This window comes from Aggregatibacter sp., from assembly GCF_057314075.1.
This window is the reverse complement of sequence record NZ_DBHLAR010000011.1, coordinates 111,969-125,330: the sequence shown is the minus strand read 5'-3', so window position 1 is coordinate 125,330 and position 13,362 is coordinate 111,969. Positions and strand designations below refer to the sequence as shown.

The window sequence follows — 13,362 nt, the reverse complement described above, 5'->3', positions numbered from 1 at the left end:
AAAACAGACCGCACTTTCAGTCTATTGCCCAAAGTGCGGTCGATTTTAAAAACGTTTTTCAGAAAAAGACGGCGAATCTTTTTAATTCGCCGTCACTATTATTAGTCCATTTCAAAAGTTTCACTGCGTTGTCGCTGCGGTAACACCAGAGAAAGCCCAATCCCCACCAGTGCCGGCGTAAGCCAAGAAAGGGAATACTCCGCAAACGGCAAATGATGAAGAAAATCTGTTAACCATGCCAATGGATAGTGATCTGCAATGACGCCGGCAAGAGAAATTGCCGTCACCAACGCAATCGTAAGTTGCATGCCGATTTTAGATAACGCCACAAATTTATTCACAATAATCAACAGAACAATGGCAATCGTGATCGGATAGAGCACCAACAACACCGGAATAGAATATTGAATAATTGCGCCCAAGCCTAAATTTGCGATACCGAACCCAATCAAGGTAAACAGCGTAGCATAGGTTTTGTAACCCAACTGAGGGAAACGCTCACGGAAAAACTCGGAAACGGCAACAATTAAACCGGCTGTCGTGGTAAAACAGGTCATGGTCACCATCACAGCCAAGAAAATTTGCGCGTTAGCCCCGAAAATCGCTTGTGTTGCTTGAGAAAGAATATACACGCCTTTGTTCGCATCAGATGCCATCACATCCGCAGGCACAGGGAAATGGTTGCCCAAATACGCCAAACCGATATACAGCAAACTAAAACCTAAAGCCACCACAAGACTCACTAGCCACACCGTAGAAACATATTCCTGTTTATTTCGGAAACCGAGCTGCTTCAAGGTTTGTACCGCCACCACGCTAAATGCTACAGAAGCCAAGGCATCAAGGGTGTTATACCCTTCAATGAATCCGGTCCCAAACGCAGAAGTCGCATAGTCGCTAAGAGCAGAAGACGGTGTGGTATCGCCATATTGGAAGAAGCCTAATGTGACTAACAACACAATAAGAAGGGCGAAAATTGGGGTCAAAATACGGCCGATACTGTCGAGAATGTTGGATGGATTTAACGCAATCAAATAGGCTGCAATAAAATAAATCACCGTAAAAATAACCAACCCGGTAGCGCTAAATGATGTCGGCAACATAGGAGCCACACCCACTTCGTATGCCACCGTTGCCGTACGCGGAATCGCAAAGAACGGTCCAATAGAGAGGTAAAGCGCAACCAAATATAAGGTAGCAAACCAAGGGGCAATTTTTATGGAAATTTCATACACATAACCTTTCGGGTTAAGTGCACCGATCACCAAGGTGAGAATGGCAATGCCCACGCCGGACAACACAAAGCCACTAATGGCTTGCCAAAAATTCTCTCCGGACAAGGCACCTAGACTTGGCGGAAAAATTAAATTTCCCGCACCGAAAAACATGCCAAATAACAGTAAACCTGTCAATGTTGCTTTTTTTAGCATAATTTTATTCTTCTCTGTAATTAAGGTGGCGGGAGTATAACACCCTAAATAAGACCGTCAAATTTTGTACGAAAAGAACGCTGTAATCGAGGGAAAATAGGCATTTAATGATGTTTTTTTAGACGTTAATGTTCAAAAATGTGATCGGCTTCCCTGTTTTTAAATTTTATTTTTGTACACTAAAGACATGTCAAAGTAGAGACAAACTCTTTACTGGGAATTTCGGTGACAGCCTAAAACAATGGGTTGCCAATGTTTTAATAGCGGTGCATGACAAATGAATGTCTGTCATGCGATGGGTCACATCCCGGGGTAAAGTGCGGTTGGAAACATCAACGTTTTTAACCGCACTTTTTTATCAAAACTACCGATTCTGGTGGTTTTCTTGTGTAGGTTGCATGTTTTACCCAGTACATTCGCTGACAAAAACACCGTAAAAACCTACCGCACTTTATTCCTCAAATACCATAAATAAAAAAGAGCAATACAGCGCAGCCATATTGCTCTTGTGAATACTTAGATTAAACCGAACTATTTCTTCTTCGGTCTTTCCCAGTCTTGTACGTGTTTTTGTGGTACACGGGTGGTGACCAGTTCGTCGCGTTTAACATCGTAACGGATGGTGGAACCAGCGCCAATTGTTGCACCGCTTTCAATCGTCACCGGCGCAATAAGTTGGCTATCGGAGCCGACAAAGACGTTATCACCAATAGTGGTTTTAAATTTATTGGCACCATCGTAGTTACAGGTAATCACGCCTGCACCGATATTACAATTTTGACCAATTTCCGCATCGCCCACATAGGTTAAGTGGTTCACTTTGGATCCCTTGCCGATTTGTGCTTTTTTAATTTCCACAAAGTTGCCCACATGGGTGTTTTCTGCCAGTTCTGCGCCCGGACGCAAGCGGGAGAATGGACCGATAGCCGCCTTGGCACCCACGGTAGCATCTTCAAGTACGGAATACGGTTTAATTTCTACGTCATCGCCGATGTCACAGTTTGTCAGCACACAACCGGCACCGATTTTCACCCGATTTCCCAACCGCACTTCGCCGTTTAAAATCACGTTAACATCAATTTCAACATCTTTGCCGTGAGTCAAGTTGCCACGCAAATCAAAACGCTCAGGATCTAACAACATCACGCCTGCCAACATCAGTTTATCCGCTTGTTTACGCTGAAAATAACGCTCCATGCGCGCTAATTGTTGACGGTTATTAATACCTTCAACTTCCATAAAATCCTCAGCTTGTACTGCAACAACAGCACGCCCATCACGATTTGCTAGCCCAATGACATCTGTAATGTAATACTCGCCTTGCGCATTATTATTGTCTAACTGAGCAAGCCATTTTTTAAAACTCGCGCCGTCAGCAACCAAAACCCCCGTATTGATCTCACGAATCTCCCGTTGTTCCGGTGAGGCATCTTTTTGCTCCACAATGCCAACGACTTTACCGTTTTCACGTAAAATTCGGCCATATCCTGTTGGGTTATTCAATACCACCGTTAAAACAGCAACGCCATTTTCAGGCTTGGCATTAATCAACTTTTGCAAGGTTTCAGGCGTGATCATCGGTCCATCGCCGTACACCATCAAAATATTTTCATCATCCGCAAAAAACGGTGCGGCCTGTTGCATGGCATGGCCTGTGCCGAGCTGTTCTGTTTGCAAAACCCAGTTGACAGGTTCGTTGGCTAAGCGTTGTTGCATCAAATCGCCACCGTGTCCGTAAACCAAATGAATATTGCGCGCGCCAAGTTGTTTCGCCGTATCGATAACGTGTTTTACCATCGGTTTGCCCGCAATCGGATGTAAGACTTTGGGTAAATCGGAATACATGCGGGTGCCTTTGCCGGCCGCCAAAATGACGACGCTGAGTGCTTGAGTTGTCATAAAAATGTCTCTTTTGTTCGCTAAAAATTGCGCGCTAGTATATCATTCTTGCCATTTCGAGTTAAGTTAAGGATAAGCCGCCATGCAACAAGAATATTATCTCGGCATCATGTCCGGCACCAGTTTGGACGGTGTAGATATCGCGCTGATGACATTTGGCGAAAAAACGCAATTTATCGCAGCACAATTCACCCCGATGCCGGCAGATTTGCGGCAAGATTTATTGCAATTAATTTCTCAAGGCAGCGCCACCTTGCAGCAGCTGGGCGAATTAGATCAGCGCTTAGCCTTACTTTACGCTGAGGCGGTTAATCATTTTCTCACCCGTCACCAACTGCAACCACAGCAAATTCGCGCTATCGGTTGCCACGGACAAACTGTTTGGCATGCGCCACAAGGTAATTTTCCGTTCACCATGCAATTAGGCGACATGAATCTGCTTGCCGCCCTCACCGGTATTGATGTTATTGGAGATTTCCGTCGTAAAGATATGGCATTTGGCGGGCAAGGCGCGCCGTTAGTGCCGGCGTTTCATCAAGCGTGGTTTTATGATGACAACTGGGCGACGGTGGTGCTGAATATTGGCGGTATCAGTAATATTTCCATCCTCTTTCCCCATCAACCGATTATTGGCTACGACACTGGCGTAGGCAATGCGCTGATGGACGCTTGGATCGAACGCCATCTAGGAAAATCTTATGATACTGACGGGCAATGGGCGCGTAGTGGCAAAGTGCGTTCAGAATTATTGGCGGAGATGCTGAAAGATCCTTATTTCCAACTACCTCCGCCAAAAAGTACCGGGCGTGAGTTATTCAATCTTGCTTGGCTTGAAAAAACATTAAAAAAAACCACCGCACTTTTAGGCGAGATACCACCACAAGACGTACAAGCAACCTTGTTAGAATTTACCGCACAAAGCATTGTAATCGCATTAAATCAACTTGAAACGTCATTACCACGCCGTGTATTGGTCTGCGGCGGTGGTACAAAAAACGGCTTGCTGATGGCGCGATTACAAGCGCTATTACCGCAATGGCAATGCCGCCCGACCAATGATGAAGGCTTGGATGCAGACTATGTGGAAGCCGCTGCCTTTGCTTGGCTTGCCTATCGTCGTTTACACAACCAACCGTCTAATTTGCCAAGTGTGACAGGCGCCCAACGGGCAGTCAGTTTAGGCGCAATTTTTCCTGCGGAGAAACAGGCATGAGCGAACACAATTTATTAAAAACGCTTGAAACGATGTTAAGCGAACAACGCAATCCAAACACCTTGCACATTGATGCCTTGTCATCGTTAGAGGTTGTCACGCTGTTAAATCATGAAGACAAACAAGTGGCCTTCGCCGTGGAGAAAAATCTGCCACGAATCGCACAGGCAGTAGAACACATCGTAGCGGCATTTCAGTCCGGCGGACGCTTGGTTTATATGGGTGCCGGCACCAGCGGCCGCCTTGGCGTACTCGATGCATCTGAATGTCCGCCAACGTTTGGCGTGCCATCAAGCATGGTCGTGGGATTAATTGCCGGTGGCGAAACCGCCTTACGCAACGCCGTAGAAGGGGCAGAAGATAATCGCGAAGCAGGTGAACAGGATTTACGTCACATTCATTTTAGTCGCAAAGATGTGTTGGTTGGGATTGCAGCCAGTGGACGTACACCTTATGTCATCGGCGGATTGCAGTATGCCAAACAGCTCGGCGCTACCACGGTTTCTTTGGTCAGCAACCCAAACGCTATCATGAGCGAGATCGCAGACATTGCCATCACCACTGCGGTCGGTCCTGAAGCGCTCACCGGTTCCAGCCGTTTAAAATCCGGTACAGCGCAAAAAATGGTGCTGAATATGCTCACCACCGCTGCCATGATTCGTCTCGGCAAGTGCTATCAAAATCTCATGGTGGACGTACAAGCCACTAACCAAAAACTCAAAGCGCGCGCCATTCGTATCGTCATGCAAGCCACTGATTGCGACCAAACTACCGCCGAACAAACCTTACACACCACCAATGGCAATGCAAAATTAGCGATTATGATACTGTTGAGCGGATTAGATAAAGCGCAGGCAGAAACTGTTTTAGCGCAGAACAAAGGGCGATTACAGAGCGCTCTGGCAACGTAAAAACACAGAGAAAAACGACCGCACTTTAATACCATCTAAAAATGAAAAACGTGAGCTTATGGCTCACGTTTTTTATTTATCTCATACGGTTAATATAAGCTGAACGCTTGTAGATAAGGCAATTTGCCGCGTCTCATCATATTTTCGATACCGCTTTGGTGATCATTGCCGAAACCACGTAATTCAAAGGTCACGCCGATGGCATTATCATAAAAAATATCATCGTTTCTTTGATTTTGACGGCTTGTGACATAACGTCTTGCTCCCACACCAACACTCCAACAGCACGTGTTATATTGCAGACCAAGGTATTGTTCTACCGGTTTTTGCAAAGAAAGATCTTGGTAATAACGCCCAACGATTGCCCAGTTATCCGTTAATTCCCAACCGAATTGAATCCCTAACTGATTAATGTCTTGATTGTAGCCTTGAGCATTGGATGTTAAGTTTTGATCGATATATTCTCGACTTACATAACGATAATTTAACTGAATAACATTATGGTTCGTTGGATTAAATTCGATGCCGGTATTTGCCAAAGAAATTTGTTCTAACTGTTGGTCGTATTGAAAACTCGCACGCCAGTGCCATTGTTCATCAATCTTCCAGTTAGACTCAACCGCCCAAGAAGAAGATAAGCCGGAGGTTTTATTACGTGGATCATCGTCAATGCGTGAAGATTCTAAATAATAGGTTTGTCCGGCGGCAACATTAAAACGCTCTTCTTTGTTTTCATCAAAGAAACGCATTGTTCCACCAACCGTCACTTGGTTCACCGACGCGATACGGTCTAAACCGCTATAACGGCGGTCGCGGAACAAAGAGAAATAGTCTTGTTGCAATAATGAAGAATCGTATCCAAAGCCAAGATACTCTGAATTTTGTTTCGAGCCGATATTGCTTTGGTTTTTATAAGGGCGATACAAATATTGCACACGCGGCTCAAGGGTTTGTGTGTAGCCGTCTAAGAAACTCTTATTGCTCGCCAATACGGTTTGGAAATCCGCTTTAAATTGTGGGATCACGCGAGTCACATGATCTTCAACATCCTCGGCGTCCGCTGCGTTACCCTGCTTTTGTTGGTAATGGGTCGCATATAATTTAGTTTCAAAATTTGCGCTACCGTAACGATTTGACAACGTACTATTTAAACTTGGCTCAAGGTGGAAACGCCACGCTTTTGGCATGCTTGCACTGTCATTATCAAAGCGTACTGCTTGAGAAAAGAGTTTAAAATCGAGTTTATCGTCAAGCAAACCGTTCTGGTAATAATTGAAGTCAATTTGCGGTAACGCACGATAAGGCCCAACATCTACTTCATCAAAAATTTGAAATTGTTTGGCGGAAAGGGCAATATTGTAGTTCGGTTGATAATAGGCTAAACGCGCGATTTGATTCGTATAGCCGTCGGTGCTGCTACCATAGTTGGAATCAATATCGGTAAAATAACGTTTATCACTCACTTTGGTGTAATCAATATCTAAGCGCCAATCCTGTGCAAACGCTGCATTGTGTTTCCAATGGAATAAATGACGTTTACGATTATCGCTGACGTAATCACTTAAGCGGTCATCATTCAAATATTCACCGGCAATTTGCCCTTCACCCAAGGCACTAAGATAACGAAATTCACCGTTGACTTGCCAACCACGGCGAGACATATATTTTGGCGCAATCGTGGCATCAAAATTCGGCGCAATATTCCAATACACCGGCTGGGCATAGAAATAACCGTCACGGCTGGAATGTCCCACAACCGGCACAAGTAAACCGGAACGACGGCGATCGCCAATTGGAAGCTGTAAATACGGTGTATAAAATACCGGCACGCCATGTACGCGTAAACGGGCATGCCACATTTCCGCATATTCTTCTTTTACATGTTGGCGCATTTCATTGGCGTAAATAGACCAAGAATTATCGTCCGGCAAACAAGAGGTAAAGGTGGCATTTTTCATCACACGATAGTCATCACGCAATTCTACACTTTCTGCCGCGCCACGGCCTTGGCGATCCACTAATTGATAATTGGCATTTTGAATATCCGTATCTTTGTTGTTTAAATGCACTTTCGCATCGTCACCCAAAAGATTAATTTGGTTGTCCCGGTAATCAAAACCGCCACGCGCAAACGCATAACGTTGTACGTTATCGCCTGTACCTGTCTGTTGAATCTCCACTTCCGCAGATTGCAAATGGCGAACGCCTTGCTTGATATCTACGTTGCCTTTATAAACACCGCCGTTAGATTGGTTGATTTCCGCACTGTCTGCCTCGATGTAAATCGGCAAATCATTTGGATTTTCGGACACCGCCTCACCGCTAAAGTGCGGTACGCCGGATAAACATTGTTTTGCTAAATCGGCGGCACTTGTTGCGCTATAAAGTGCGGTCAAAATTGACAGTGAAATTAAGGTATAAGCATTTTTCTTCATTGGACAACCATTTTTCTAGCCAAATAATGGCGTGATTATACGGGAAAATAAGGGGGATCGCACTGTTTAATCCGGCGATTTACAGTGGCATTGATTCCAGTGATCATTCACCAATCCCATGGATTGCATAAAGGCATAACAGGTGGTTGGACCGACAAACACAAAACCGCGTTTTTTTAACGCTTTTGACATTTCAATAGACGTCGGCGTTTGCGCCGGAACAACCGAAAGATCGGGGACATCATTCATTTGCGGCTGATGGTTCACAAAAGACCAAATAAAATCACTGAAATTCTCACCGCACTTTTTCATGGCAAGAAATGCCTGCGCATTTTTAACAATGGCTTCTAGCTTTGCCCGGTAACGAATCAATCCCGGATTTTGCATACATTGATCAATATCTTCAGCTGTCATTTGGGCAACTTTTTCCGGATCAAATTGAAAAAAAGCGTTTCGATAATTTTCTCGCTTTTTCAAAATCGTAATCCAAGACAACCCCGCTTGCTGACCTTCCAAACATAGCTTTTCAAATAATTTCTGCTCATCAAATTGTGGATTGCCCCACTCGTTATCATGATAATCCCGATAAATTGGCAACTCCTCCGACCAAGCACAACGTTTTATCATACCTCCTCCCTTTATTTCTTTTGCCTCATATTACCTCTCAAAAAAGGTCTAATCATTCTTTTAAAGACATAAAACCTGGCTAGAATAAAAATTCTGAAAGAAACGACTGGTCATTCATTTCATTGATTTGAATTATAAGAAAAAACCACCTTATACAGAGGTGGTTTTTTTGTTTAAAGTGCGGTCTGAAATTAAAGAATTTCTTTCGCTTTAGCCACCACGTTATCGACAGTGAAACCAAAGAGTTTGAACAATTGGTCTGCCGGTGCGGATTCACCGAAACTGTGCATACCAACGATACGACCGTTGAAACCCACGTATTTGTACCAGAAGTCGGCAATACCTGCTTCAACAGCCACACGTTTAGTCACCGCACTTGGCAATACGGCTTCGCGATAAGCCTCGTCTTGTTTGTCGAACACGTTCGTGCTTGGCATAGAAACCACACGGATTTTTTTGCCTTCTGCGGTTAATTGTTCTGCGGCTTTCACTGCCAATTCCACTTCAGAGCCGGTCGCAATGAAAATCAGATCCGGCGTGCCAGTGCAGTCTTTTAATACATAAGCACCGCGCGCCACGTTAGCTAATTGCTCAGAAGTGCGGTCCATTTGTGCCAAGTTTTGACGGGTGAAAATTAATGCGCTTGGGCCATCGGTTCTTTCAATCGCCGCTTTCCAAGCAATGGCAGATTCTACTTGGTCGCAAGGGCGCCATGTGTTCAAGTTCGGGATTAAGCGTAATGCGGAGGTTTGTTCAACCGGTTGGTGGGTTGGACCGTCTTCGCCTAAACCGATGGAATCATGTGTGAACACGAATAAGCTGCGTTGTTTCATTAATGCCGCCATGCGAATCGCGTTATGGGCATATTCCATAAACATTAAGAAGGTTGCGCCATAAGGAATGAAACCGCCGTGAAGCGCAATACCGTTCATGATTGCCGCCATACCGAACTCACGTACGCCGTAGTTGAGGTAGTTGCCATCTACGTTTTGAGTCGCGCGAATCGGTTTAGAACCGGACCAAAGGGTGAGGTTGGAGCTTGCCAAGTCGGCAGAACCGCCGAGTAATTCCGGTAACACTTTCGCGTAAGCTTCGATGGCATTTTGTGATGCTTTACGGCTGGCAATGCTTGCCGGATTCGCTTGTAAATGGTCAATGAAGGCTTGAGATTCTCTTGCCCAATCAGCCGGCAATTTTTTCTCGATACGACGGGTAAATTCAGCGGCTAATTCCGGATAAGCTTTCGCATAGGCAGCGAATTTTTCATGCCATGCTTTTTCTAATTCCGCGCCTTTCGCTTTTGCATCCCATTGTGCATAAATATCGGACGGGATCTCAAACGGGGCGTAATTCCAGTTTAGTGCTTTACGGGTTAATGCGATTTCTTCATCACCTAATGGTGCGCCGTGGCAATCGTGAGAGTTAGATTTATTCGGGGAACCGAAACCGATAATGGTTTTACAAATAATTAAGGTCGGTTTGTTGGTTTCCGCTTGCGCTTGTTTAATCGCCTCAATAATTTGTGTCGGGTTGTGACCGTCGATTGCCGGAATTACTTGCCAGCCGTAAGCTTCAAAGCGTTTTTGTGTATCATCGGTAAACCAACCGTCAACATGGCCGTCAATGGAAATGTTATTGTCATCATAGAACGCAATTAATTTACCTAAACCTAACGTCCCCGCTAAAGAGCAAGCCTCGTGGGAAATCCCTTCCATTAAACAGCCATCACCCAAGAAAACATAAGTGTGATGATCCACGATGTTGTGGCCGTCACGGTTAAATTGGCCTGCAAGGGTTTTCTCTGCAATCGCCATACCCACCGCATTGGTGATACCTTGACCTAGTGGACCAGTGGTGGTTTCAACGCCCGGAGTATAACCAAACTCTGGGTGGCCCGGTGTTTTGGAATGTAATTGACGGAATTGTTTTAAATCTTCAATGGATACATCGTAACCGCTTAAATGTAACAAGCTGTAAATCAGCATAGAACCGTGGCCGTTAGATAATACGAAACGGTCGCGGTTAGCCCATTGCGGGTTGATTGGGTTGTGATGTAAAAAATCACGCCATAAGACTTCGGCGATATCCGCCATGCCCATCGGTGCACCCGGGTGACCGGATTTGGCTTTTTGCACCGCATCCATACTTAAAAAGCGAATGGCATTGGCGAGTTGTTGACGAGTTGACATTGTGCCTCCTGATTGAGATAAATTGACAAAATAGGGTGTGCTCATAAAAAAGTGCGGTCAGATTTTTCAGCGTTTTTAAACACGGAAAATGTCCACCGCACTTTGCTTAATACATAACTAATAAACCATTACCATTTAGACAGTAACATCTCTTCTAATTTGCCTTGGTCAACGGCAAATTTACGAATACCCTCGGCCAGTTTTTCCACTGCCATGGCATCACTGTTATGTTGCCAATAGAATTCAGCTTCGGTTAATGGTTGCGGTTTGGCTTGTACTTCGCCTTGGAAACCCAGTTTTCTCACTACCGCATTTGGTGTTTCGTGTAGTGCTTTTAATAGTGGCGGAGCAATGGTTAAACGGTCGCAACCGGCTAATTCAATGATTTCGCCCACGTTACGGAAACTGGCGCCCATCACCACGGTTTTATAGCCATATTGTTTGTAGTAATTGTAAATTTTGGTCACAGAAATCACGCCCGGATCTTCTGCCGGCGCATATTCTTTTTTATCGGTGTTGGCTTTATACCAGTCTAAAATACGGCCCACAAATGGTGAGATCAAATAAACACCGGCTTCTGCACAAGCGCGTGCTTGCGCTTCGGAGAATAATAAGGTGAGGTTACAGTTGATGCCTTCTTTTTCTAAGATTTCCGCAGCACGGATACCTTGCCATGTAGAGGCGATTTTAATCAAAATACGATTTTTATTAATGCCTGCCGCTTCATACAACGCAATCAGTTTTCTTGCTTTTGCAACGGTCGCCTCGGTGTCATAAGAAAGACGAGCATCCACTTCCGTAGAAACGCGGCCCGGTACTAATTTTAAGATTTCCAAACCAATGTTGACCGCCAATTTATCTTCCGCATCAACAAGTTGCTGTGCTTTGTCTTGACTTTGTTGTTTACCATAAGCAATCGCCTCATCAATTAACGCGGCATATTGTGGTAGCGCTGCTGCACTCAAAATCAAAGATGGATTTGTCGTGGCATCTTCAGGTTTATATTGACGAATGGCATCAATGTCGCCGGTATCGGCAACAACAACGGTAAGTTCGCGGAGAGAATCTAACTGGTTAGTCATAATGTATTCCTTTATTTGGAGAGTGGAAAAACGCGTTGAATCATTAAGATAGCTATCTTTGCGCATAGCCAAAAAGCACTAGGAATATACCCCCACTTAGTTCAGAAAGCAACTTTTAAGACACCCTATCATATAATGAAATCAATAGGTTTCATCTTATAAAATAAATGTTAGTCCTGTAGATTTTTATCATTTGATAACTTAAGTAAAAAACGACCCGCACTTTATATATTAAGTGCGGGTCGTTTTTCATGTATTTGTTGGCAGAATAGAAATTAATTGGTTTTTAATTGATTCCAATATTTTTCATAAATATCCACCGCAGATCCTACATCGCTTTGGATAATGCCTTTTTCTACTTCTTCAGCCGGTGGGAAGAGCGTTGGATTTTCCGCCATGGCCGGTTCCAACAAGGCTTTCACCCCATTATTTGGCATGGAATAACCCAATCGTTCCAACACCACTTTGGCATTTTCAGGACGTAATAGGAAATCGATGAATTTATAGGCATTTTCCACATTTTTTGCGCTTTTGGGAATCGCATAATTATCCATCCAGAAAATCGCGCCTTCTTTCGGATACACAAAAGCAATTTTGTCGTTTTCTTTATGCGCCAAATAGCCGGAACCATTCCAAATCATGCCTAATGACACCTCGCCTTGCACATAAGGCACTTCCGGCGAGTCAGAGTTAAACACCGCCACATTCGGCAGAAGTTTCACCAAACGTTCATAAGCCGCTTTAATCTCTTCTTCGTTAGTCGTATTCGGTGATTTGCCGTCTAACAACAACGCAATATGAAAAACTTCACGCGCGTCACTGGTCAGCAATACTTTGCCTTTATATTCCGGTTTCCATAAATCTGCCCAGCTGGTGATGGTGCTCGGGTCAATGTCTTCCGAGTTCACCGCAAGACCGGTCAAACCATAAACATAAGGCAAGGAATACTCGTTGTTCGGGTCGAAGTCTTTATGCAATAAATTGTCCGGAATTTGTTTGAAATTGCTTAACTTACTGTGATCGAGCTTTTGCAACATACCGTCTTTTGCCATTTTGTTCACATAATAGCTTGACGGAAACACCAAGTCATAACCGGCATTGTCAGAAATCAGTTTGAGTTTGGCATACATTTCTTCGTTGCTTTCAAACGTGGAATAAATCACTTCAATACCGGTTTCTTTGGTAAATTCGGCAACGAGGTTGGAAGGGACGTAATCGGTCCAGTTATAAACGTAGAGTTTTTCTTGCGCAAAAGCGGTGGTGGAAAGGAGAGTCAGCGTCAAGCCGAGAGATTTAAGCGTTTTTGCAAACAAATTTTTCAATTTATTGTCCTCCAAAGCTAACAATAGCGAGTGGTTAAATTTCATAAAGGAACTGAGTAAAAACTCGGCGGGCAGTATAGCAGATTTTAAACACTTGTCCCGTGCTTTCGGGCAAACACGGTGAATTTTTATGGAATAAAGTGCGGTGATTTTTCAGCGTATTTTTATGTAAAACATTGCAGATTCTTACCGCACTTAGGCTGACTCAATGGCGTAACCAACGGTCAAAATCCACGATGTTTGATTAACCACCC

At 44.3% G+C, this 13,362-nt stretch carries 9 protein-coding genes; 2 read left to right on the top strand and 7 right to left on the bottom strand.

The window, feature by feature from the left end:
• Positions 1 to 101: 101 nt before the first annotated feature.
• Positions 102 to 1,430 carry a branched-chain amino acid transport system II carrier protein gene (brnQ, locus tag ACO5E4_RS08070; protein ID WP_485862677.1) on the bottom strand — a complete coding sequence of 443 codons (1,329 nt, stop codon included), beginning with the start codon at positions 1,428 to 1,430 and terminating at the stop codon, positions 102 to 104.
• Positions 1,431 to 1,961: 531 nt separating this feature from the next.
• Complete coding sequence (gene glmU, locus ACO5E4_RS08065) at positions 1,962 to 3,329, bottom strand: bifunctional UDP-N-acetylglucosamine diphosphorylase/glucosamine-1-phosphate N-acetyltransferase GlmU (protein WP_485862676.1); 1,368 nt, start codon at positions 3,327 to 3,329, stop codon at positions 1,962 to 1,964.
• 82 nt (positions 3,330 to 3,411) lie between these two features.
• On the opposite strand from glmU, the gene ACO5E4_RS08060 reads away from it, so the two are divergent.
• Both ACO5E4_RS08060 and murQ read left to right on the top strand, forming a co-directional pair.
• Complete coding sequence (locus tag ACO5E4_RS08060) at positions 3,412 to 4,542, top strand: anhydro-N-acetylmuramic acid kinase (protein WP_485862675.1); 1,131 nt, start codon at positions 3,412 to 3,414, stop codon at positions 4,540 to 4,542.
• The gene (gene murQ / locus ACO5E4_RS08055; RefSeq protein ID WP_485862674.1) at positions 4,539 to 5,453 is read left to right on the top strand and encodes an N-acetylmuramic acid 6-phosphate etherase; all 915 of its coding nucleotides are present in this window, start codon (positions 4,539 to 4,541) and stop codon (positions 5,451 to 5,453) included. Before ACO5E4_RS08060 ends, murQ begins: the two co-directional genes overlap by 4 nt.
• 89 nt (positions 5,454 to 5,542) lie before the next feature.
• On the opposite strand, the gene lptD is transcribed toward murQ, so the two are convergent.
• The 5 genes from lptD to ACO5E4_RS08030 all read right to left on the bottom strand — a co-directional run bounded on the left by lptD (position 5,543) and on the right by ACO5E4_RS08030 (position 13,108).
• On the bottom strand, positions 5,543 to 7,888 hold the full coding sequence (gene lptD / locus ACO5E4_RS08050; protein WP_485862673.1) for an LPS assembly protein LptD: 2,346 nt from the start codon (positions 7,886 to 7,888) through the stop codon (positions 5,543 to 5,545).
• A 66-nt stretch (positions 7,889 to 7,954) separates the two neighbouring features.
• Positions 7,955 to 8,515 carry a DNA-3-methyladenine glycosylase I gene (locus ACO5E4_RS08045; RefSeq protein WP_485862672.1) on the bottom strand — a complete coding sequence of 187 codons (561 nt, stop codon included), beginning with the start codon at positions 8,513 to 8,515 and terminating at the stop codon, positions 7,955 to 7,957.
• Between the two features lie 191 nt (positions 8,516 to 8,706).
• On the bottom strand, positions 8,707 to 10,704 hold the full coding sequence (gene tkt, locus ACO5E4_RS08040; protein WP_485862671.1) for a transketolase: 1,998 nt from the start codon (positions 10,702 to 10,704) through the stop codon (positions 8,707 to 8,709).
• Between the two features lie 128 nt (positions 10,705 to 10,832).
• A complete protein-coding gene (gene tal / locus ACO5E4_RS08035) occupies positions 10,833 to 11,786 on the bottom strand; it encodes a transaldolase (protein WP_032998029.1) in 954 nt (317 codons plus the stop codon).
• Positions 11,787 to 12,061: 275 nt separating this feature from the next.
• Positions 12,062 to 13,108, bottom strand: coding sequence for an extracellular solute-binding protein (locus ACO5E4_RS08030; RefSeq protein WP_485862670.1), 1,047 nt, complete (start codon positions 13,106 to 13,108; stop codon positions 12,062 to 12,064).
• Positions 13,109 to 13,362: the final 254 nt, after the last annotated feature.

Bases quoted from the DNA above. Each gene is read 5' to 3' on its own strand.
- tkt (WP_485862671.1), bottom strand. From the start codon at position 10,704: ATGTCAACTCGTCAACAACTCGCCAATGCCATTCGCTTTTTAAGTATG.
- ACO5E4_RS08045 (WP_485862672.1), bottom strand. From the start codon at position 8,515: ATGATAAAACGTTGTGCTTGGTCGGAGGAGTTGCCAATTTATCGGGAT.
- lptD (WP_485862673.1), bottom strand. From the start codon at position 7,888: ATGAAGAAAAATGCTTATACCTTAATTTCACTGTCAATTTTGACCGCA.
- glmU (WP_485862676.1), bottom strand. From the start codon at position 3,329: ATGACAACTCAAGCACTCAGCGTCGTCATTTTGGCGGCCGGCAAAGGC.
- murQ (WP_485862674.1), top strand. From the start codon at position 4,539: ATGAGCGAACACAATTTATTAAAAACGCTTGAAACGATGTTAAGCGAA.
- ACO5E4_RS08060 (WP_485862675.1), top strand. From the start codon at position 3,412: ATGCAACAAGAATATTATCTCGGCATCATGTCCGGCACCAGTTTGGAC.
- tal (WP_032998029.1), bottom strand. From the start codon at position 11,786: ATGACTAACCAGTTAGATTCTCTCCGCGAACTTACCGTTGTTGTTGCC.
- brnQ (WP_485862677.1), bottom strand. From the start codon at position 1,430: ATGCTAAAAAAAGCAACATTGACAGGTTTACTGTTATTTGGCATGTTT.